Raw genomic sequence first — 20,957 nt, 5'->3', positions numbered from 1 at the left:
GAGGACTATATGAAAAGCTTATTTTTAATTGGCGTTAGCCTGCTGCTATCGGCATATGCTTTTAGCCAGCATCATATGAGTATGCCAATTGATAAAGGGACCGCGGCTGAACGAAAGCCCTTTTACACCAAAATTGGCAACAGGGAAATTTATCATTTATACATTAACGATACCTCTGTAAACTATACCGGTAAAGCCAGACCTGCTATGGCTATCAATGGCAGCATCCCGGCGCCTACCCTCACTTTTACTGAGGGCGATACCGCTGAGATCTATGTACATAATAACATGATGATGGAAACCTCCATCCACTGGCATGGCTTGATTTTACCTAACCGGTATGATGGAGTATCGTACCTAACCACATCGCCTGTAAAGGCAGGCGAAACGCATCATTATAAATTTCCGCTGGTTCAGCATGGTACTTACTGGTATCATTCGCACACCATGACGCAGCAACAAAGTGGTATGTATGGCGCGTTTATCATCAACCCCAAACAGCCCATTCCTGTAAAGGATTATACCCTGTTACTAAGTGACTGGACCGATGAAAATCCCGACCAGGTACAGCGTTTACTGCACAATGCCAGCGATTGGTTTGCCATAAAAAAAGGCAGCACCCAAAACTACCTGGAGGCTATTAAAACAGGTCATTTTAAAACCAAAGTTGGCAACGAGTGGAAAAGAATGAACGCGATGGATGTGAGCGATGTGTTTTACAACCGCTTTTTCAGCAATGGTAAGGTTCAAAATACTGCCCCTCAGTTTAAGGCAGGTGATAAAGTGAGGCTGCATGTGGTCAACGGTAGTTCATCAACCTATTTCTGGCTTAATTATGCCGGTGGAAAGATCACCGTAGTAGCCAATGACGGCGAAGATACCGAACCCGTTCAGGTGGACAGGCTCATCATTGCCGTTGCCGAAACTTATGATGTAGAGATTACCATCCCCAAAGATGGCAGCTATGAGTTTTTGGCTACGCCCGAAGATCGGACCAATTTCACCTCTTTGTGGCTTGGCCAGGGTATGCAACATAAAGCGGCTCATTTACCTAAACTCAAATATTTTGAGGGTATGAAAATGATGAACGATATGATGGATATGAACGGCAACATGAAGGGAATGGACGGCATGGTGATGAACAACCAGGTGATGGACATGAATACCGTAATGTACCCCGAAATAACCGGTGATGCTGAAAAACCCGCGACCAAAAAAGGTGACCACGTAGCTAAAATGGACCATCAGATGGGCGACATGAAAATGGACGATATGCCGGGTATGAACATGGCCGGAAGTTCATCGGGCGATATAGTTACCCTTAATTATGGTATGCTTAAGTCAACCAGGGTTACTACGCTGCCTGCCGGACCTACCAAAGAGTTAAAGTTTGATTTAACTGGCAACATGAACCGTTACGTTTGGACCATTAACAACAAAACGGTATCAGAATCTGACAAGATATTGATCAAAAACGGTGAAAATGTACGTATCATTTTATACAACAATACCATGATGCGCCACCCAATGCACCTGCACGGCCATTACTTCCGGGTGCTTAACGGACAAGGTGAATACTCGCCATTAAAGAACACGCTGGATATTATGCCGATGGAAAGGGATACCATTGAGTTCAGGGCAACAGAAAGCGGCGACTGGTTTTTCCATTGTCATATTTTGTACCATATGATGAGCGGTATGGGGCGTATATTCAGTTATGAAAACTCGCCGCCAAATCCCGAGATCCCCGACCCGGCAGCGGCCATCAAAAAAATATACGCCGATGACCAGCACTTTTATGCATCAGCGAGGGTAGGACTGGAAAGCAATGGTAGTGATGGTACAGCAGCCATTGCCAACACCCGCTGGAAGTTTTCAACCCTATGGCATCTTGGTTTGCACGACTATGACGGTTATGAAAGCGAGACAATGATCGGTCGCTACTTTGGGCAAACGCAATGGCTATACGCTTACGGAGGTTTTGATTATCACTATAAAAAAGAGAGTGGTAAGGAAAAGAACCTGTTCGGTCAGATCAGCAATAAAAACAACCGCCATACAGTAATTGCCGGTGTAGCTTATACTTTGCCTATGCTGTTAGTTGCCGATGCCCGTATAGATGGTAATGGTAAGCTCAGGTTTCAGATAAGCCGTGATGATGTACCGCTTACCAGCCGCCTGCGTTTCACATTTATGGGCAATACCGATAAAGAGTATTCAGCAGGCTTCAGATACATTGTTACCCGCAACTTTGCCTTCTCTACCCATTATGATAGCGATATGGGCTTAGGCGGCGGCCTAACGCTGACTTATTAAATTACATACGCTGTGTTTTAATAAAGGCTAATACCTTTTTAGCCTCATCAGGATATATGGCTATACGGTGCGAGTGCAGCAGATACGGCGCATCCATTTGCCCTCGGGAAGCTCCAATTTTAATAACATTGGATGCTTTCTGGGGCATATGGCAATTAACGCAATAGTTATTGATAGCGGCACCTAACTGTGGAGCCATACTACAAAAGTTATGCTTAGCCTCAGTATGGCAGTTCAGGCATTTTTGGGTATACATGGCTATGCTGCGGCTTTGGTTCACGTGCGGGTCATGACAGGTACCGCAATCCATCTTACTCATGATAAAACATTTACTTGAGGGTAACAACGTACTTTGGTTACCATGTACATCAAGCTTAGTTGGTTCGTTTTTTTCGCCAGAGAAATCTGGTTCTTTAAATGCCGCCAAATTATCACCCATTTTAAAATCAAATGCGGTACGCAGAAATGAGCTTTTCGTTCCTGAATGGCATACCGCGCAGGCATCCATTTTTTGGGCCCGGCTAAGGGAGCTGTAGGTAGTTATATATTTTGCCTTTCTATCATCAGGGTTTGCGATTTGATAATTTACATGATTGGCAGCGGGCCCGTGGCAGCGTTCGCAATCAATACCGTATATGAGCGTAGCCTTATCAAAGCCATGCTGCATTTGCGGCAGCGGAACATCGGCAATGTATGAGGTGTGGCACTCCAGGCATTGTTTCATAACCGGCCGGTTAAAGTTGATCCGCGTGGTATCATAACCAGGACTGTTTGCCCAGCCGTGAAGGGCCGAAAAGTACGATACCGGTAACTCAAATAATTGCTGGTCTTTCCAATATAAATAGGTTTGAGCATTAAAAAGCCCAATGTTTATTTCAAATTTTTCGGCTCCAATTTCCTTGCCGTTTGCATAACCTACCTGGTAAAGGCTGTCGCCCCGTTTTTGCATGCTTACTTTAAGGCCATTGCCGTACTCAAAAAAATTTGCGCCATTAACAAAACTCCCCTTAATCGTATTTTCTGATGCCGGGCCCGAGGTTTGAAAATGCGCGGTATGTACGTAGGAATTATAAATTGCGCTATGGCATTTAACACAACTGGCCGAACCCGCGTACACCTGCCCGCGCGGATCATTATCGGGCGCGCCCTGCTGGTAGCATTGTGTTAAAATAAAACTTAAGGGAATAAGGGATATTACAACAAAAAAGAAAATTCTTTTTTTAAGCATGTGTTTTTACTTCGTGAATTAAGGCGCGGCGGTTTAAATTGGTTAATGTATCAACGAGCCGGAAAAATCAGCAACAATTTAGGCCAATAATTAAATAAAACAAATTAAAATTAAATGCCATCCATTAATTAACAAAAGCAACTATGTTGCTTTTGTTAATTAATGATATATTTGTACCCTACTATAAACAATCTACTATGATAACAGAAGCCAAACCGGTCACTATACTTACAGGCTTTTTAGGTGCCGGTAAAACTACTTTTTTAAATGCTTTGATAGCGTACAAAAAGGGGCAGCAACTGGCCGTAGTTGAAAATGAATTTGGACAGGAAGGTATAGACGGCAATTTGGTGATTGGTGTTGATGATAGCTTATTTGAACTGAATAACGGCTGCCTGTGCTGTAGCCTTAACGAAGATTTTTATTCGCTTTTAGAAGTACTATGGAATGGCAAAGATGAGTTTGATGAGTTAATAATTGAAACTACGGGTATAGCCAATCCGGCTTCTGTGGCGGCGCCTTTTTTAACCAATACGCAGGTACCCTATTATTACAAGCTCAAAAGAGTAATTTGTTTGGTTGATGCCCGTAATATAGAGCAACAGCTCCGTGAAACTGAAGAGGCCCGTAACCAGATCAGTTTCAGTGATATTTTATTGATCACCAAAACAGATACAATTGAAAACGAAAAATTAGCTGGCCTCGAAAAGCTGCTGAAGGCAATTAATCCCTTTGCGGTTGTACTATCGGGTAACCGTGACCGTTATCCTTTTGATGAAATTTATAACGCGCAACGCAAAGCCGTGATACGGGTTAATTTACCCAAAAGCACTAATCGTGGTTTTGCATTACAGCATCAGCGCCACCAGCACCAGGATATAGTGTCGTTAAGCTTTAATTTTACCGAGGCATTTGATTTGCAGCTTTTATCGCATCGTTTAACGGTATTTGTTAATTTTCAGGCTAAGGATGTTTACAGGATGAAAGGGATATTTAACATTCGTGGCCAATCGCAAAGGATCATCATACAATCTGTTATTAACGACCTGGCCGTAGCCACTGGTGATAAATGGGCTAATGATGCAGAAAAAAACAGCTGCATTGTGTTCATCGGCAAAAATCTGGAACCTGCCGGGTTTGAAAAAATGTTGCGGCAGTGCTTTTATCAATCTGTCTGATTATATTTAAACAATTTACATGCATACACCGGCCTACATTACCTGGAACCCCAACCCCGATATTTTTGATCTTGGTTTTTATGCCCTACGCTGGTACTCGCTTTTATTTTTAAGCGGCTTTGTTTTGAGTTTCATTATTTTGAAAGAACGCTTTAAAAACGCGAATCTTCATCTTTACCTGCTCGAAAAATTAACCATGTATGTAGTATTGGGCACGCTTGTTGGCGCAAGGCTTGGTCACTGCTTTTTTTACGATTGGGAATATTATAGCAAGCACATTGCCGAGATATTTTTACCTTTTCAATTCGGCCCCTTTAAAGTTACCGGTTACCAGGGCTTAGCCAGTCATGGTGGCGGTATTGGGATATTTTTAGCTCTTTTTTTGTATAATCAGCGTTTTAAAAAGTACGTTAACCTGCTCTGGATCATGGATCAGCTGGCCTTGGTTGTTCCGCTGGCAGGTTGCTGCATCAGGCTGGGCAACATCATGAATTCAGAGATCATCGGCAAACCAACTCATGTAAGCTGGGCTTTTATTTTTGTACAGAATGATAGCATCCCCCGGCATCCTGCGCAACTTTATGAGGCCCTGTCATACCTCAGCATATTTATTGTATTGAATCTCATAGCACGTTACAAGCCATCAAAAAATGGCTTCCTGCTGGGTGTATTCCTGATGCTTACCTTCACCGCCCGCTTTTTATTAGAGTTTGTAAAGGCCGATCAATCAGATTTTGAAGCAAATATGGCTTTAAATATGGGGCAGCTATTAAGTATCCCATTTATATTGGCAGGCTTAGCTTTGATTACCTTCAAAAGATCAGGTAACAGCAAACCAAATTATGCGGAACACGAAGTTTAGGTCATTAAAAAACGCCGCGGTACATTACCGGCGGCGTCTCTTAAATCAAATTTTAAAAACGGCCTAAATCTGCCATTATCTTTATTGGTAGCTTATCCTATCCTTAGTTATCATCAATTATTTTAAAAACGCTTTAATAACCTTTGCACGGCTTTGGCCCTTGTTGGTTAACACGTATGATTTTGCAGCAGCAGGAACCACAAAAGTTTCCGCGTAGGCAAAAACCTGCTCAGTTCCATCATCAGTTTTAACAGCTACAGCCTCTCCCTCAACCAGCATCATTACGTGGCATTGGTTATTGGTTTCCACTGAAATCTCCTTATCAAACTCCATGCGGTGAACATCATAAAAATGCTCCTTGTGTGTAGGTACATGAACCAACTGCCAGTCTGCGCCTTGTTCAATAACCGTTTGTTTTGATATCAACTCGTCCTGCACCTTTTGCCCCTTGCGGCTAAAGTCAAGATTGTTGAATGCATGCTCTATATTAATTGGGCGCGGGTTGCCGTCAAGATCAAGCCTCAACCAGTCATACATTTTAAAGGTAAATATGTAGGGCGTAGCGCTAATCTCCAATACCAGGTTATCGGCACCGGCACTGTGTACCGTTCCGTTAGGGATCAGGAACAGATCATGCTTTTTAGCCGTATGAGATTGTACGTAATCGGTGATCTCAATTTCCTTACTTTCGGCCTGGCTGTTTTCCAGCGCAGCTCTGAACTCCTGCGGATCGATGTTGTCCTGAAAGCCAAGATATACCTGCGCTTTACCCTGGCAATCCAGTATGTAATAAGTCTCGTCCTGGGTTATGGTTTCGCCAAAGTTATCCTGAATATATTTTAGTTTAGGATGGCACTGGATTGATAAGTTGCCGCCATCAAAGGTATCCAGAAAATCAAAACGGATAGGAAACTCATCTCTAAATTTTGCGGCATGGGCGCCTAATACCTGCTCCTGGTTATGAAACATCAGGAAATCAAAAGATACCTCCAGCAGGTAGCTGTCGCTCTCAAATACTAAACCATTTTCGGGCACGATCAACTCAAACGACCAGGCATAATTTACTACGTCCTTATTCAGGTTTTTAATGCGTTCACGTATCCAGTGTCCGCCCCATGCACCGGGTTCAAACCATGGTCTAACCCTGAACACCGATTGGCTCAAATGATTCAGGCCGGCCTTAAAATCGGCGGCATGCATCCAATTAATCGTATCAGGCCATTGACCATCGGCTATTACGGCTATTTTATTAAGATTTTGTTTTTTATGAGCGTTTAGTAAAACCCAATCAACAAAGTAAAAACGCTTATACATGCTGAAGGGCTCCTCAACACCGGTTACACCCAAATTGGTAATGGAACCTGCACGCATCCTGAACTGTAACTCATTTTTAGGCAGATCGATATAAATTAACGGAGCATTCCAGCTGCTCAATGCAGCGCCACAACCAATTACTACGTTAATATCGCATTTGCTATCTGGAATTTGCTGGGATAATTGCTCAACCTGGTACAGGTCTTGAAGTTGCAATGTACACTTGGTTCCCCAAACAGATTCGGGCGTTCCTAAAAACGGTTTAACCAACTCCTCAACCTCAGCCCCTGGTTTTAAATAGGCTGATGTTTCAATCCAGTTTACGCTTAAACCTTTTGCTGCAAACCATTCATTTAACGCAGTCGTTATCCTATCCCAGAAAACGCCTGTGTACCCATCGATAACAACCGTTTTTTTATCAGCAATGTAATTTGCAAGAGAAGCAAAGCCATTAAAAATTTTCCCAGAGCCCAATGAGCTTACCGGGTAAATATGGTATTCGTGCTGTGATGTATTCGTCCCGTTTAATTTTACGGGCATTAAATATTGAGAAGTTTTCCGAAACAAAGTTCCGCCAGTTTCCTGCTGACCGGAATTATTTGCATTAGATTGGTTAAGATTCATTTATTGTATTAATGTATGAACATATTAAATTGTATTTATAAAAATTCAGCAGGCAATCATTTTTATGAAATAGTATACAAAATAATTTGAATTGATATTTATTATGTACAAACATATAAATAATTTAACTATTCAGACAATTTTCAAATCAATTTATTTTTGTTTTACAAGATACAGACAATCAATAATAAAACGCACTTCCATTCGTCTTTATGTAGTAACAAATACAGGTATTAATTAAAATAGTTATTATTGCAAATTACTCCATTAAATGAAATACGCTATAGACCATAAAAGCCCTGTTCCTCTACATGTACAGGCCGAAGCTCTTTTAAGAAAGTTAATAGCAGAGGATGATTATCAGGAAGGAAAACTTTTACCTAACGAAGTTGACCTTGCCAAAAAACTGGCCATATCACGCACTACTTTACGACAAGCCATTAACAAATTGGTTTTTGAAGGATTGCTGATCCGCAAAAAAAGGTTCGGCACCAAAGTTGCCCAGGCGGCAGTAAGTTCCAAATCAAACAATTGGCTAAGTTTTTCGCAGGAGATGGCGCTCCGGGGCATTCCCATCAGAAACTTTGAGCTGCACGTTACCTGGGTATACCCTGATGAAATGCTGGCCAAGTTTTTTGAGATAAAAACCGACAGAAAGATATTAAAAATGGAACGCGTAAGGGGACGTTCTGATGAACCTTTTGTATACTTTGCATCCTACTTTCACCCCCGCGTTGGCCTTACCGGCGATGAAGACTTTAAAAGGCCATTGTACGAAATGCTGGAGCAGGAACACTCCGTAGTTGCTACCCTTTCAAAAGAAGAGATCAGCGCTAAAGCCGCCAGCACTTTTATTGCCGATAAACTGAGAGTTGGAGTTGGCAGCGCCGTATTACTACGCAAAAGATTTGTTTTTGACCAGGGCGAAAGACCCATTGAATACAACCTGGGCTACTATAAAGCTGATAGCTTTGTATATACTGTAGAAAGCACCCGATAACCTGATTACACCCGCACACCTATTTAATTTGATGCCTGACTCATCAAATTAAATTTCATCATCACATGCCGCTTCCAAATAAAAGATTTCCCGGCTCAGGAAGATTCCATCACATTTAATCATATATGCATCAATAGCCCTGCATTATTTCCTATGCCAAAATCTTAGCAATAAAGGATAGTATTTGTGAATTATATTGAACCCTGTTTAAATATATTTGTTAAAATATAAATACACGTGTTGTGTTTATAACCATCTTTTAACATCTGCCATGACCAACCAATTTAAAGAAACCACTGTTGAAGAAATAAACCAGGTAATGCAGCGCTCACACACCGCGTTTGAGGCTTTTCAAAAAAAGAACATCGAAGAAAAGAGTGTTTTTCTGGATACCATAGCCAATGAAATTGAAGCCTTAGGCGATCCCCTTTTACAAAAGGCCTCCGAAGAAACCAACCTGCCGATAGCCCGCTTAACAGGCGAACGCGGCCGTACTACCGCGCAGCTGCGTATGTTTGCTACCATGCTGCGCGAAGGCAGCTGGGTAGAGGCCATTATTGATACCGCCCAACCTGATCGCACACCGCTTCCAAAACCGGATGTACGTAAAATACTGATCCCGCTTGGACCGGTTGTTGTTTTTGGGGCAAGTAACTTTCCTTTCGCGTATTCAACTGCCGGCGGCGATACAGCCAGCGCACTTGCCGCTGGTTGTTCTGTTGTAGTAAAAGCCCATCCGGCACATGCTCAAACATCAGAAATGGTTTATCAGGCCATTAAAAAAGCTATTACCAGCTGCAACATGCCCGATGATGTTTTTCAGCACGTGCATGGAACCTCTTTTGAAAGTGGCAAAGCACTGGTACAGGCAGAGCATACCGCGGCTGTAGGTTTTACAGGTTCAACCGCGGGTGGTAAGGCCTTGTTTGATTATTCGGCGCAAAGAAAAAATCCTATACCCGTTTTTTCAGAAATGGGTAGTATAAACCCGGTTATATTTTTACCGCAAACCCTGCAAAATAATGCCGCCGATCTGGCTACGCAATATGCCAATTCCATTACTTTGGGTATGGGGCAGTTTTGTACTAATCCGGGATTAATGCTGGCTGTAGAAAGCTCTGACCTGCAGGCTTTCCTGAACCATTTAGGCAACCGTATTAAAGAGGTACAACCTGCCAAAATGCTGCATACCGGCATCCACACCGCTTACGAAAAAAAGAGCCATGCCGCTCTTGAGCAGGAAGGTGTAGCTATAGTTGAGCAAGCTACTACAGAAGCAAAAGATATTGAAGCCAGACCAGTTATAGCCCAGGTTAGCGGGCAAACATTTTTAGCCAACCCATTACTACATGAGGAAGTTTTTGGCCCATACTCTTTAATGGTAAGTTGTAAGGATAAACAGGAACTGATAACCGTATTAAAATCGGTATCAGGGCAGCTTACCGCCACGGTAATGGGCACCGTTCAGGATCTGGAGAATCACAGCAGTCTTATTGATCTGCTGCCATCCATTGCAGGTCGTATATTATTTAATGGCGCGCCAACCGGTGTTGAGGTCTGCGCTGCAATGGTACATGGCGGCCCCTACCCAGCCACTACCGACAGCCGCTTCACCGCCGTTGGTATTAACGCCGTAAAACGCTGGGTACGCCCGGTATGCTATCAAAACTGGCCCGATAACCTGTTGCCCTTAGCTCTGCAAAACAGCAATCCATTACAGATATGGCGACTGGTTGATAATGAGTGGAAGAAATAAAAAACCATTTTTTTTCAATTAAGATTGTCATTTCGACGAGGAACGAGGAGAAATCTTATACATGTTGCTGATCCGCCTGCATATTGTACAAGATTTCTCTTTCGCGCATCGCTCATGCCCTAACATGCTCTATCTAAATGACATTTTTTTACAATTAAATCTATCATAATTATAATACAAACCTATAATTTAAGTTATTTTTATAGTAATAAAACCCAGCGTAATTTTGTGTTGTGAAATTTAACAACAACACAATGAAGAAAATATTTGTAATAAACGGTGGCCAGCAATTTGGCCACTCCGGTGGTAGGTATAACCAAACCATAACTGATACTACGGTTGAATTTTTTGAAAACAATCCTGATTTTGAAGTTCGCTATATAAACGTTAACGAAGCCTATGACCCAGCCCAACAGGTTGAAAATTATGTTTGGGCCGATGTAGTGATATACCACACACCTATCTTTTGGTTCCAGGTACCAAACGGGTTAAAAAAATATATTGATGTGGTATTTGATGAAGGCTACGGCAAAGGAATTTATCGCAGCGACGGCCGCTCATCTGCCAACCCGGCAATTAATTACGGAACCGGAGGTTCTCTGCATGGCAAACAATACATGGTTACCACTTCCTGGAACGCTCCTAAAGAAGCTTTTACCCTGCCTGGTGAGTTTTTTAATGAGACCAGTGTTGATGATGGGATATTGTTCGGCTTCCATCGTATGAATGCCTTTACCGGCATGACACCTTTGCAAAGTATGCACTTTCATGATGTGGAGAAGAATGCCGATATTCAGCGTGATCTGGCAGAGTACAAAAATCACTTAACCAAAACATTCATCAATAATAAAACAGCAAAACATGAGCATTTACTTAACTGCGATAATTAAAAGCAAACCTGGCCAGGCCGAGGCTTTAAAAACTCATTTACTGGAACTGATTAGTCATTCTACCCAGGAAGCTGCCTGCCTGCAGTATGATTTGCACCAGGTTGAAAGTGATCCCGATACCTTCATTTTTCACGAAGAGTGGAGTGATGCCGCCGGACTGGAATTACATAACACCCAACCGCATATCCAAAATTTCATTAATAACACTAATGATCTTCGCGACGGCGATATCATTATTTACAAAACCCAACTTGTGAGTAAAAATTCAAAAAGCTTGTAATTGAGTAGATGATAAATAGAAGGAAGCGGCTTGCTGTAATGGCAAAGCCGCTTTTTTATTAACTATTATCCCATCTTCACCTGCTTTTTTTATGACATAAAAAATTTCATATCGGCATAGGGGGTTATGCCCGGGTTGTTGTCTGCTGGGTAATAAAAGTTAAAATGTTACTTTTAAACCCAAACTTTGCAAACAGACCATACCTATAAAACACCTTTCATGCTGCAGCTGAATGCAGAAGATCAGGATTTTGATCAAATATACCTTGATCATTACCCGGCGCTGCACCATTATGCCCTTACCCTGCTTAATGACAGCGCCCTGGCTGATGAAATGGTACAGGATGTGTTTTTAAAGATCCTGGAAAAGCAGGAACCTATTGCCATTCACACGTCGCTTAAAGCCTACCTATATCGCTCGGTACATAATGAGTGCATGAATTATTTTAAACACCATAAGGTAAAACAGAAATATCAAACCCACACCTTTTATAAAATGGACCAGGAAACAGAACATCCGCTTGATAAACTGCAGTACCGGGAATTTGAAACGCGGTTGTACAAATCAATCAACGACCTGCCCGAGCAATGCAGAGCCATTTTCCAGATGAGCCGCTTTGAAAACTTGAAGTATGCCGAAATAGCCACGCAACTGGGCATCTCCATAAAAACGGTAGATAATCAAATGGGTAAGGCATTGAAAAGGCTCAGGCTACAATTGGCAGACTACCTGCCTTTAATGATATGGTTATTAATTAAACTATTAGCATGAATAAACATTTACATATAAATGATGAGTTATTGATCAGCTACCTGCTCAAAGAGGTATCGGCCGTGCAGGCCCGTGAGGTGGAAGAGTGGCGGGCCGCCGATACAGCCAACGAGCACCGCTTTGAACAATTCAGGCTGATATGGGATAGCAGCAAAAACTTCACCGCCGACCCTGATATTGATGCCCGGGCATCCCTGCAAAAGGTAAAGCAAAGGGCAGCTATGCAACGCTCCAAAGTTGTACCCTTATACAACAGGTATAACTGGTTAAAAATTGCAGCAGCCCTTATGATGATAGCAGGATGTGCCTGGCTGTTTATAAAACATAACAATAGGCACGTGGAGTTTGCCACACAGGAAACTGTAAAAAGCGATACCCTGTCTGACGGATCGGTAGTTACACTCAACAAATACGCGCTGCTGAGTTATCCGCATACCTTTAAGGGTTCACAGCGCAATGTTGATCTTTTAAAAGGTGAAGCCTTTTTTAGTGTTACCCCCAATAAAGCTAAACCATTTATTATCAGCACGGGCAATACTACTATACGGGTGGTTGGCACTTCCTTCAACGTTAAAAACAAAAACGGCGCTGTTGAAGTAATTGTAGAAACCGGTATTGTACAGGTAAGCCAGGGACAATATACCGTATCACTTCATCCGGGCGAGATGGCCCTGATCCAAGCCCATATGAACAAACCGGTTAAGGCCAACAGTCCCGATCATTTGTATAATTATTATCGCAGCAAAGAGTTTGTAGCAGATAATGTCCCCCTGTACCGTATGGTGGAGGTACTGAATGAAGCCTACGGCAGTCATATTACCATTGAACGAAAAGAACTGAATAAATTACCCCTGAATACAACTTTTAAAACCGATGATTCATTAGATGATATACTGAAAGTAATAAGCCATACATTTAAAATCACTATTGAACAGCACAACAACCACATTATACTTAAATAAGCCTGCAGCTTTAATGATAAAAACATCTACCTATAACCTATCACTATTACGCAAACTACTGCCTGTGGTTTTACTGATGATGCTCTGCATTGGTAAAACGCAGGCCCAGGGTTTGCTCAACAAAAAAATAAATATCAATTTTAACCATATCCGCCTGGCCGATGCATTGCATCATATAGGCAAACAAGGCAATTTTTACTTTGCCTATAATGGCAGGTTGCTGCCGCAGGATAGCCTGGTTAGCCTGACTGCAACCAATCAAACCGTATCGGGCATTATGGTGATGCTGTTTCATGGCAAATACGAATTTAAAGAGTTGAATGACCACATCATTATCGACCTTAACCTGCCTAACCTGTCTCTGCAGAACACTGATATCACCAATGATAACAACACCTACTCTATTAGCGGATTGGTAGTAGATGAACGTACCGGCGAGCGCCTGATGAATGCCAGTGTTTACGTTAAAGAACAGCTAACCTCGGTTTTAACCGATGAGCATGGCTACTTTAAGCTAAAGTTTAAAGCCGATAACCCGGGGCAAATCAGTTTAACAGCCAGTAAGCTGGCTTACAAGGATACTTCAATTAATTTTTTACAGAGTGTATCAATCAGCAGTCGCTCACAAACTGATGCCTACAACAATACTACCAATAAAAGCAACCGCGTAGAGCGCACGGCTATGGGGCATTTATTTTCATCGGCAAAGCAACGCATACAGAGCCTTAACATTCCAGATTTTTTTGCGAAGCGACCTTTTCAGGTCTCACTTACTCCAGGACTGAGCTCGCATGGTATGTTTAGTCCGCAGGTGGTGAATAAATTTTCATTAAACCTCATAGGTGGCTACACTGCCGGTGTTAACGGTTTGGAGTTCGGAGGGCTGTTTAACATCAACAAAATGGATTCCCGGTACCTGCAGCTCGCGGGAGTATTCAATCTGGTAGGCGGTACGGTTACTGGTGTACAGGCAGCAGGCGCACATAACCGGGCTTTAGATACCGTTCGCGGTTTACAGGTAGCCGGTTTTATTAACAAAGCCGAAAGCGAAGTTGAAGGCATGCAATTATCAGCTCTGCACAATGAGGCCGGTAAATTAAAAGGGCTGCAAATAGGTTTAGTAAACCGGGTTGATACCTCCAAAGGCGCCAGCATAGGCCTGGTAAATATTATTGGCAACGGCTTTTACAAGGTGAGCCTAACAAGTAATGATGTTGCTAACACTAACCTGAGTTTAAAAACGGGGACGCATGACTTTTATAGTTCGGTATACATAGGATCAAACATATCGCCAAACAATAAGCTGCATTATTTTGGCTTGGGTATTGGGCATGATTTTATGCTAAGCCGACAGGTTTATTTTTCGGCCGAAGCAGCTTACCAATTTGCCCATACAGGCTCATCATTTGACGATCGGTGGGAACAGGGCAAGTTATTGCTGAATGTACAGCTTGCAAAAAACATCAGCCTGATGGCCGGCCCAACATTTAACCGCTATAACCACAGCGGCACATATCATATTACCGGATTTAAGAATGTGACCAATGCACCCGAATACCCTAATAATGACCCCTCTTTAGATAGCCACCAGATCAGGAAATGGATTGGCTGGGAGGCTGGTATTGCTTTTAATTCTGTTTTTAGCAAAGCCTTTGATCCTGCACATAAAGTACATGATAATTCAAGCGCATGGTATATAGGTGCCGCTGCTACCGCAGGTATTCCCTGGGACGATAGCGGAATTGTTTCCGGCACCGAGCTATTTACTCATCGTGAACTTGGCGAACATATAACAGGAACCTTATCTGTAGGGTATACCTATTTTTTATACCACAATTATTATTACTCTCCCCCGGATGAAAACTACCACCAAATCAAGATACAACAGCCTAATACATCGGCAAAACTTATACCTGTTAAGGCAGGTATAAGGCTATACACCGGTAAAACTTTCTTTATAGGTGGTGAGGTTGGTGAAGCATTCGGTCTGTTTAATCAAGCAGATTACGGCAGCTATCCTTATTATAATAGACCCGTAGTTGAAAAACCATACCGTTCATTAATGTATAGTGTATCTGCCGGATTTAGTTTTCGCAGCGGACTCGAAACCAGTTTCAAATTCGAGGACTACGGCCTGCAATCAAATTACAAACAATTTGCACTGCGCCTGGCCTATCGGTTTAAATTAGGTAAATAATATCATTAGGCTATAGGGGTAAAAGCCATAGTTGTTGTCACATGCTCAAAAACAACAATTATGGAAAGAGTTCGTGAAACAGCGCTTGCTGTACTGATGTTATTTTTACTGACCGGCTCCTTGTTTATTATTTACAGTCTGCTGATGTGGCAAGTATTACCGAAAGCACTCGGAATGTCGCTGCTTTTTGCCCTGGTATTGCTAAAAAGTACCATTACCAGTCTCCGCAATTATCAGGCACCGCAGGAATTAAACAGTACCGATGCCGGGTTTATAAAATTCATTTTGCTGAGCATACTCAGCGTTTTCTTTATTGTATTGTTTATATCCTACCTGCTTAAAAGTCAGCAGCAGGCTGCTTATATAGTTTTGGGCATCAGCCTGATCACCATAAAAAAAGCGGTCGATTTTTTACCTGCCGATTAATACCTATACAACATATTATTCATCAATCAATTACACTTCATGAAACATTTATTTTTATTATTCTTTATCCTGACTGTATTAAGTACAACCACAACCCATGCCCAAAGCAACAGCAGCTGGCGCATAGGCTTTGGTATCGATGCCGGGGTATCTACAGCCGACGCCTTTAAATATGCCTTAGGCGGAGATATACGCGTACAGAAGGATTTTAACCAACGCTGGTCAGGCACGTTTACCACGGGCTTCAGCCATTTTTTTGAAAAGGACCATTTTGCAGGTTACAGTCAGTACGGCAGCCCGTACAACGTAATCCCGGTTAAGCTGGGCCTTAAATATTTTGTAGTGGATAACCTTTATTTAGGTGGCGAGGCAGGCGCTGGTTTTGCCTTTGAGCAATGGGGAACTTCATTTGTATACTCACCGGCCGTAGGTTTAGCTTTTAAAAACGGCATCGACCTGAGTTTGAAGTATGAGGATTATACTAAAGACAAGGCCACCAAAAACATTGCCCTGCGACTGGCCTACGGTTTTGGTGCACGTAAACTAAGCTCACACAAAACCAAACATGAAAGCAATGATCTGGAATTGGGCGTAAGCATTAACCCTGGTGTAAACATCGAATCGTCTGACGATCATATCCTGGGCGGCGATGTTACTTTATATAAACCATTATCCAGCAATGTTGAGGCTACATTTTCGGTTGGTTATGCCCATATGTTCAAATCCTATTACTTTGACTACGGACTTCCCGACGCTTCAGGCCATGTGTACTACAATACCAACTATACCGTACAGAATGTAGTACCGGTTAAGGTTGGCCTGCGCCTTTATTTAGCCGATATATTTTATTTAGGTGGCGAAGCAGGAGTTGCATTGGCAACCAAAAGAAACTCCTCATTTGTGTACACCCCATCATTAGGCTTCAAGCTTAAAAACGGATTGGATATTGGAGCTAAGTATGATAACTACGGCCATCGTCTCATTCAGGATGCCTTATCGCTCAAATTAGGCTATCACTTTAAATTGAAGTAAGCTACATTTAATGGTTCACTTAAGGAATATATCTCTTTATGTGAACCATTAACGAATAAGTATTCACTCGCCAAAAGCTATCACCACATCATCACTTATTGGATGCCCGGTGCAGGTTAATATTAGTCCTTCTTGAATATCGGCATCTGTAAGTACATCATTTTTCACCATTTCAATTTTACCGCTGGTACATTTGGCTGTACAGGTTGAGCATACCCCATTCCTGCAGCTGTAGGGCAGGGCTACGTTATTTTGTAAAGCTGCTTGTAATATAGATTGATTTTCGCCAACGACAAGGTCATGCACTTCGTTTTTAAAACTGATTCGGATGTTGCGCGGCGGAAAATTAACGGTGCTGCTGGTAACAGCTACGGTTTCGAGCACAAAATTTTCACGGCGAATTTGCCCCGGGTCAATCCCCATATACACCAGCGCGAACCTGATCATGCGCATATACGGGAACGGACCGCACAAATAAAATTCGGCTTTCTTGAAATCGTGTTTTACAATTTGCCGGGTAAGCTCTTCAACCCTTTCAGTATTGAGGCGGTTGGCTTCGTTGCTCAGGAAATAAATGATTTTAAACCTGTCAGAGTGCTTTATTGCCAATTCATTCAGCTCCTCCTTAAACACAATGGAGTTAGCATCCTGATTGCTGTAAATAAGGGTGAGCCTGCTTTTTCCCGGGCGTTTCAATATATACTTGATCTGCGAAAATATAGGGGTGATACCTGTACCACCCGCGAAAAACAGGATATCTTTTTCCTGCTCAAAACCGCTTACCGTAAACCGGCCGGCCGGAGCAAGTGCCTTCAAAATATCGCCGGGATGCTCTTTAGCCAGCATAAAGCGTGATATCTCGCCATTGGTTATCCGCTTTACCGTAATGGCCAGCAACGCCTCATCGGGCGAAGAACCTAAGGAGTACGACCGGCGGATCTCCTCATGCCGATGGTTAAATATCAGGCTAATGAACTGACCCGCTTTATACGAAACGGGCAGGCCCGAAACATTGCTTAAATAAAAGGTGGCGACATCTTTAGTTTCCCACTTTATCCGCTCAATTCTTAATTTTAATATATCCTCAGTCATAGAAATTATACCTGTTTGGCCGCGAGTATTTTGCGTATCACGCTGTTCTTTTTACCATAGGTAAAATATATGACCAGGCCTATGCCCAGCCAGATGATAAGTCGTAACCAGGTGTCGCCGGGTAAAAATGTCATCATGGCAAAACAAACCAAGATGCCCAATATAGGCACCAAAGGTACTAAAGGGGTTTTAAAAGGCCGGTGAACATTGGGCTGCTGTTTGCGTAAAATGAGCACACCCGCGCAAACCATTACAAAGGCCAGCAAGGTACCAATGCTGGTCATTTCGCCAACCACCCGGATAGGCACAAAGGCCGCGAACAAGGCGATAAAGCTGCACAGCAATATGTTTGATTTCCAGGGTGTGCGGAATTTAGGGTGAACATCCGAAAACGCCTTTGGCAGCAACCCATCCTTTGACATCGAAAAAAACACCCGCGATTGCCCCAGTAGATCAACCAGGATCACCGAGGTATAGCCAATCAATATAGCCAGCACAATGGCTTTGCTTAACCATTGGTAATGTGTTTTTTCAATAGCTATGGCCACCGGCGCGCCCGAGCCTATAAACTCTTTATAATTGGCCATTCCCGTCATTACATGCGCAAAGATCACGAACAGAATGGTACAAACCACCAATGAACCAATGATACCGATAGGCATATTTCGCTGCGGATTTTTAGCTTCCTGAGCAGCGGTTGATACCGCATCGAAACCGATGAACACAAAGAAAACCAGACCGGCACCCCTCAGTATGCCCGACCAGCCATAATCGCCCCAGACGCCTGTATTTTGAGGTATGTAAGGATGATAATTTTGCGGATTGATGAACGACCAGCCTACTGCTATAAACACCAGTACCACCCCTACTTTTAAAGTCACGATAATGGCATTAACCAATGCCGAACCTTTAGTACCCCTGATAATGATACTGGTAACCAAGATTACAATAAGCGCCGCAGGCAGGTTAATAATACCGCTGATAACATCGCCATTTGCAGCTTTGGCTGTTTCAAAGGGCGACAGGGTTAATTGCGGTGGCAGGTACAGATCAAACCAGGATAAAAACTTAGTGAGGTACTGCGACCAACTAATGGCCACCGTAGCCGCGCCAACAGAATATTCCAGCACCAGATCCCAGCCAATGATCCAGGCAAAAAGCTCGCCCATTGTGGCGTAGGAATAGGTATAAGCACTACCGGCAACCGGTATCATAGCCGAAAACTCGGCATAACAAAGCGCCGCGAATGTACAGCCTACCGCGGCAATTAAAAATGATATGGTTACTGCCGGACCAGAATGCTGCCCTGCCGCTATACCTGTTAATGAGAACAAACCTGCACCTATGATAATACCTATCCCGATAAGGATAAGGTTAACCGGGCCAAGCGTGCGTTTTAATGAATGGTCACCTTCTTCTGCCGATTCTTTCAGCAGCAGGTCTATGGGTTTCTTGATCATGCCTAAAATAAGTCTGCAAAATTAGCAGATTACGGGGCAATCAGTCCATAAACCCCAAATTGAATAGTATACTTATAGGTTCAGCAGTACAATTTTACCAAACTGTGAGGAATTGGCCATTTTATCAACAGCCTTTTGCGCGTCCTTCAAAGGGAATGCCTCATCAACCACCGGGATAATTTTGTGCTTATTCACAAAGGCAAGCATAGCTTCAAAATCATCCTTCGTACCCATCGTAGTGCCTAACAATTGCAGCTGTTTCCAGAAAAATTTACGCCCGTCAAGATGAGGAATATCGCCGGTTGTAGCGCCAAATATCACGATGCGGCCGCCGGGGTTACAAAGGTCAGGGAACTTAGCGAAGCCAGAGCCCAGGGCGCTATCTATAATAATATCAAAACCGTGGGCCATCAGTTTCAGCTGGTCGGCCCAGTCCTGCGCTTTGTAGTTTACACCCGCTGCTGCGCCCAGATGCCTGGCACGATCAATTTTTTCGCCGCTGCCTGAGGTTACAAACACCTTGCAGCCGGCTGCAACAGCCCATTGCAGGGCAAAAGCCCCCGTACCTGCCCCAACGCCTGATATTAAAACCGTATCGCCTTTTTTTGCTTTGGCTTTGGTGAACAAGGCCCGGTAAGCCGTTAAGCCCGCCAGCGGAATAGCGGCAGCCTGTTCCCAGGTCAGGTGTGCGGGTTTGTGATGCAGGTATTCTACACGGGTTTTTACATACTCGGCAAAGGTACCATCATCGGGCAAGCCTAATATTTTAAAATCCGCGCCTTGAAAATCATCGCTTTGGCCGTAGTTATTGCTGGGGTTAATGATCACCTCCTGGTTAAGCCATTCTTTGTCCTGCTCGTTGCCAACCTCGGCCACGATACCTGCCCCGTCTGACCCTAATATGCTTGGGTATTTAAGGCCCGCGTATTTACCAATAGTTATCCAGTAATCACGACGGTTCAGGGCGGCGGCTTTAATGTGTACCAGCACTTCGCCGGGGGCGAGGGTTGGCTTTTCAACTTCTTTATATACCAGTGGCTTGTTGGCGGCTTCTAAAACTATGGCTTTCATGAGATGGGTACGATTTAAATAAATTTACAGAATAAGCAGGGGTTAACAAAAACTACATTATAAAAACTCCAACGGCCTGTTATTGTTCAAAAACTTTTTAAAGTGCTATTTTAACATAATTCTGTTCAAAAAATGGGTGAAAATTGGCAGAAAATAGGCGAAATCGCTTGTAATTCCTCACTTTCAGTGCATTTTTGATCAATTATCAATAGGTTTAAAAACTTTAATAAGTTGACATACAATAAATTAAATAACAATTTAAACATTTCCGGCTTGTTCCTGCCCTTAACCAAACAGCCCGGATTTCTGATAAAAGAAACCCGGGCTGCTGTACATACAAATTTACAAAATATTATTGGAAGGTGCGGGGTGAATCAGGTGCGAAAGTGCGGGGAGCGCGGGGGGGGGGGGGTAAAAATCTCGCGTCATTGCGAGGTACGAAGCAAAAAAAACAAAAGCAGGTTCAATAAGCAAATTTAAACTGTAAAGGAAAAAAAT

Annotated in this window: 17 protein-coding genes; 12 read left to right on the top strand and 5 right to left on the bottom strand. The window is 43.0% G+C overall.

All coding sequences use genetic code 11. From position 1 onward, the window contains the following. Positions 1-9: 9 nt before the first annotated feature. On the top strand, positions 10-2,316 hold the full coding sequence (locus tag AAGC65_RS08985) for a multicopper oxidase domain-containing protein (RefSeq protein WP_343112105.1): 2,307 nt from the start codon (positions 10-12) through the stop codon (positions 2,314-2,316). Position 2,317: 1 nt separating this feature from the next. Here the strand turns inward: AAGC65_RS08985 and AAGC65_RS08980 are convergent, their stop codons facing one another. Next, positions 2,318-3,544 (bottom strand): multiheme c-type cytochrome, encoded by a 1,227-nt coding sequence (locus AAGC65_RS08980; protein ID WP_343112104.1) that lies wholly within the window; start codon positions 3,542-3,544, stop codon positions 2,318-2,320. A 197-nt stretch (positions 3,545-3,741) separates the two neighbouring features. Here AAGC65_RS08980 and AAGC65_RS08975 point away from each other — a divergent pair, with 197 nt between their 5' ends. Both AAGC65_RS08975 and lgt read left to right on the top strand, forming a co-directional pair. Beyond that, entirely contained in the window at positions 3,742-4,722 is a 981-nt protein-coding gene (locus tag AAGC65_RS08975) for a GTP-binding protein (RefSeq protein WP_343112103.1), read from the top strand. A 19-nt stretch (positions 4,723-4,741) separates the two neighbouring features. Continuing rightward, positions 4,742-5,584: a prolipoprotein diacylglyceryl transferase gene (lgt, locus tag AAGC65_RS08970; RefSeq protein ID WP_343112102.1), complete on the top strand. Its 843-nt coding sequence runs from the start codon at positions 4,742-4,744 to the stop codon at positions 5,582-5,584. Between the two features lie 117 nt (positions 5,585-5,701). On the opposite strand, the gene AAGC65_RS08965 is transcribed toward lgt, so the two are convergent. Then, positions 5,702-7,522 carry a class I mannose-6-phosphate isomerase gene (locus AAGC65_RS08965; protein ID WP_343112101.1) on the bottom strand — a complete coding sequence of 607 codons (1,821 nt, stop codon included), beginning with the start codon at positions 7,520-7,522 and terminating at the stop codon, positions 5,702-5,704. A gap of 271 nt (positions 7,523-7,793) precedes the next feature. On the opposite strand from AAGC65_RS08965, the gene AAGC65_RS08960 reads away from it, so the two are divergent. The 9 genes from AAGC65_RS08960 to AAGC65_RS08920 all read left to right on the top strand — a co-directional run bounded on the left by AAGC65_RS08960 (position 7,794) and on the right by AAGC65_RS08920 (position 16,836). Beyond that, positions 7,794-8,522 carry a GntR family transcriptional regulator gene (locus AAGC65_RS08960; protein WP_343112100.1) on the top strand — a complete coding sequence of 243 codons (729 nt, stop codon included), beginning with the start codon at positions 7,794-7,796 and terminating at the stop codon, positions 8,520-8,522. A gap of 217 nt (positions 8,523-8,739) precedes the next feature. Then, the gene (locus tag AAGC65_RS08955) at positions 8,740-10,278 is read left to right on the top strand and encodes an aldehyde dehydrogenase (NADP(+)) (protein WP_343112099.1); all 1,539 of its coding nucleotides are present in this window, start codon (positions 8,740-8,742) and stop codon (positions 10,276-10,278) included. Positions 10,279-10,532: 254 nt separating this feature from the next. Continuing rightward, the gene (locus AAGC65_RS08950) at positions 10,533-11,168 is read left to right on the top strand and encodes an NAD(P)H-dependent oxidoreductase (protein WP_343112098.1); all 636 of its coding nucleotides are present in this window, start codon (positions 10,533-10,535) and stop codon (positions 11,166-11,168) included. Continuing rightward, a complete protein-coding gene (locus AAGC65_RS08945; RefSeq protein ID WP_343112097.1) occupies positions 11,140-11,448 on the top strand; it encodes a putative quinol monooxygenase in 309 nt (102 codons plus the stop codon). Before AAGC65_RS08950 ends, AAGC65_RS08945 begins: the two co-directional genes overlap by 29 nt. Positions 11,449-11,667: 219 nt before the next feature. Next, positions 11,668-12,219 (top strand): RNA polymerase sigma-70 factor, encoded by a 552-nt coding sequence (locus tag AAGC65_RS08940; RefSeq protein ID WP_343112096.1) that lies wholly within the window; start codon positions 11,668-11,670, stop codon positions 12,217-12,219. Further along, positions 12,216-13,181, top strand: coding sequence for a FecR domain-containing protein (locus AAGC65_RS08935; RefSeq protein ID WP_343112095.1), 966 nt, complete (start codon positions 12,216-12,218; stop codon positions 13,179-13,181). The genes AAGC65_RS08940 and AAGC65_RS08935 overlap by 4 nt, the downstream gene beginning before the upstream one ends. Before the next feature lie 13 nt (positions 13,182-13,194). Next, positions 13,195-15,378, top strand: coding sequence for a carboxypeptidase-like regulatory domain-containing protein (locus tag AAGC65_RS08930; protein ID WP_343112094.1), 2,184 nt, complete (start codon positions 13,195-13,197; stop codon positions 15,376-15,378). Positions 15,379-15,438: 60 nt separating this feature from the next. After that, positions 15,439-15,804 carry a hypothetical protein gene (locus AAGC65_RS08925; RefSeq protein ID WP_343112093.1) on the top strand — a complete coding sequence of 122 codons (366 nt, stop codon included), beginning with the start codon at positions 15,439-15,441 and terminating at the stop codon, positions 15,802-15,804. Positions 15,805-15,843: 39 nt separating this feature from the next. Then, positions 15,844-16,836, top strand: a complete 993-nt coding sequence (locus tag AAGC65_RS08920; protein ID WP_343112092.1) for a hypothetical protein — start codon at positions 15,844-15,846, stop codon at positions 16,834-16,836. Positions 16,837-16,899: 63 nt separating this feature from the next. Here the strand turns inward: AAGC65_RS08920 and AAGC65_RS08915 are convergent, their stop codons facing one another. The 3 genes from AAGC65_RS08915 to AAGC65_RS08905 form a co-directional block, all read right to left on the bottom strand. Continuing rightward, positions 16,900-17,928, bottom strand: coding sequence for a ferredoxin--NADP reductase (locus AAGC65_RS08915; RefSeq protein WP_343112091.1), 1,029 nt, complete (start codon positions 17,926-17,928; stop codon positions 16,900-16,902). 5 nt (positions 17,929-17,933) lie between these two features. Next, positions 17,934-19,388: an amino acid permease gene (locus AAGC65_RS08910; RefSeq protein WP_343112090.1), complete on the bottom strand. Its 1,455-nt coding sequence runs from the start codon at positions 19,386-19,388 to the stop codon at positions 17,934-17,936. A gap of 72 nt (positions 19,389-19,460) precedes the next feature. Then, the gene (locus tag AAGC65_RS08905; protein WP_343112089.1) at positions 19,461-20,459 is read right to left on the bottom strand and encodes a zinc-binding dehydrogenase; all 999 of its coding nucleotides are present in this window, start codon (positions 20,457-20,459) and stop codon (positions 19,461-19,463) included. Positions 20,460-20,957: the final 498 nt, after the last annotated feature.

The organism is Mucilaginibacter sp. (assembly GCF_039207105.1).
Taxonomy (GTDB): domain Bacteria; phylum Bacteroidota; class Bacteroidia; order Sphingobacteriales; family Sphingobacteriaceae; genus Mucilaginibacter.
The sequence above is the reverse complement of the archived record's forward strand: the minus strand, read 5'-3'. Positions and strand labels throughout refer to the sequence as shown.

Excerpts from the sequence above, each read along its gene's own strand:
- AAGC65_RS08985 (WP_343112105.1), top strand. The coding sequence starts at position 10 with ATGAAAAGCTTATTTTTAATTGGCGTTAGCCTGCTGCTATCGGCATAT.
- AAGC65_RS08905 (WP_343112089.1), bottom strand. The coding sequence starts at position 20,459 with ATGAAAGCCATAGTTTTAGAAGCCGCCAACAAGCCACTGGTATATAAA.
- AAGC65_RS08980 (WP_343112104.1), bottom strand. The coding sequence starts at position 3,544 with ATGCTTAAAAAAAGAATTTTCTTTTTTGTTGTAATATCCCTTATTCCC.
- AAGC65_RS08925 (WP_343112093.1), top strand. The coding sequence starts at position 15,439 with ATGGAAAGAGTTCGTGAAACAGCGCTTGCTGTACTGATGTTATTTTTA.
- AAGC65_RS08930 (WP_343112094.1), top strand. The coding sequence starts at position 13,195 with ATGATAAAAACATCTACCTATAACCTATCACTATTACGCAAACTACTG.
- AAGC65_RS08940 (WP_343112096.1), top strand. The coding sequence starts at position 11,668 with ATGCTGCAGCTGAATGCAGAAGATCAGGATTTTGATCAAATATACCTT.
- AAGC65_RS08960 (WP_343112100.1), top strand. The coding sequence starts at position 7,794 with ATGAAATACGCTATAGACCATAAAAGCCCTGTTCCTCTACATGTACAG.
- lgt (WP_343112102.1), top strand. The coding sequence starts at position 4,742 with ATGCATACACCGGCCTACATTACCTGGAACCCCAACCCCGATATTTTT.
- AAGC65_RS08975 (WP_343112103.1), top strand. The coding sequence starts at position 3,742 with ATGATAACAGAAGCCAAACCGGTCACTATACTTACAGGCTTTTTAGGT.
- AAGC65_RS08965 (WP_343112101.1), bottom strand. The coding sequence starts at position 7,522 with ATGAATCTTAACCAATCTAATGCAAATAATTCCGGTCAGCAGGAAACT.
- AAGC65_RS08915 (WP_343112091.1), bottom strand. The coding sequence starts at position 17,928 with ATGACTGAGGATATATTAAAATTAAGAATTGAGCGGATAAAGTGGGAA.
- AAGC65_RS08950 (WP_343112098.1), top strand. The coding sequence starts at position 10,533 with ATGAAGAAAATATTTGTAATAAACGGTGGCCAGCAATTTGGCCACTCC.
- AAGC65_RS08935 (WP_343112095.1), top strand. The coding sequence starts at position 12,216 with ATGAATAAACATTTACATATAAATGATGAGTTATTGATCAGCTACCTG.
- AAGC65_RS08945 (WP_343112097.1), top strand. The coding sequence starts at position 11,140 with ATGAGCATTTACTTAACTGCGATAATTAAAAGCAAACCTGGCCAGGCC.
- AAGC65_RS08910 (WP_343112090.1), bottom strand. The coding sequence starts at position 19,388 with ATGATCAAGAAACCCATAGACCTGCTGCTGAAAGAATCGGCAGAAGAA.
- AAGC65_RS08920 (WP_343112092.1), top strand. The coding sequence starts at position 15,844 with ATGAAACATTTATTTTTATTATTCTTTATCCTGACTGTATTAAGTACA.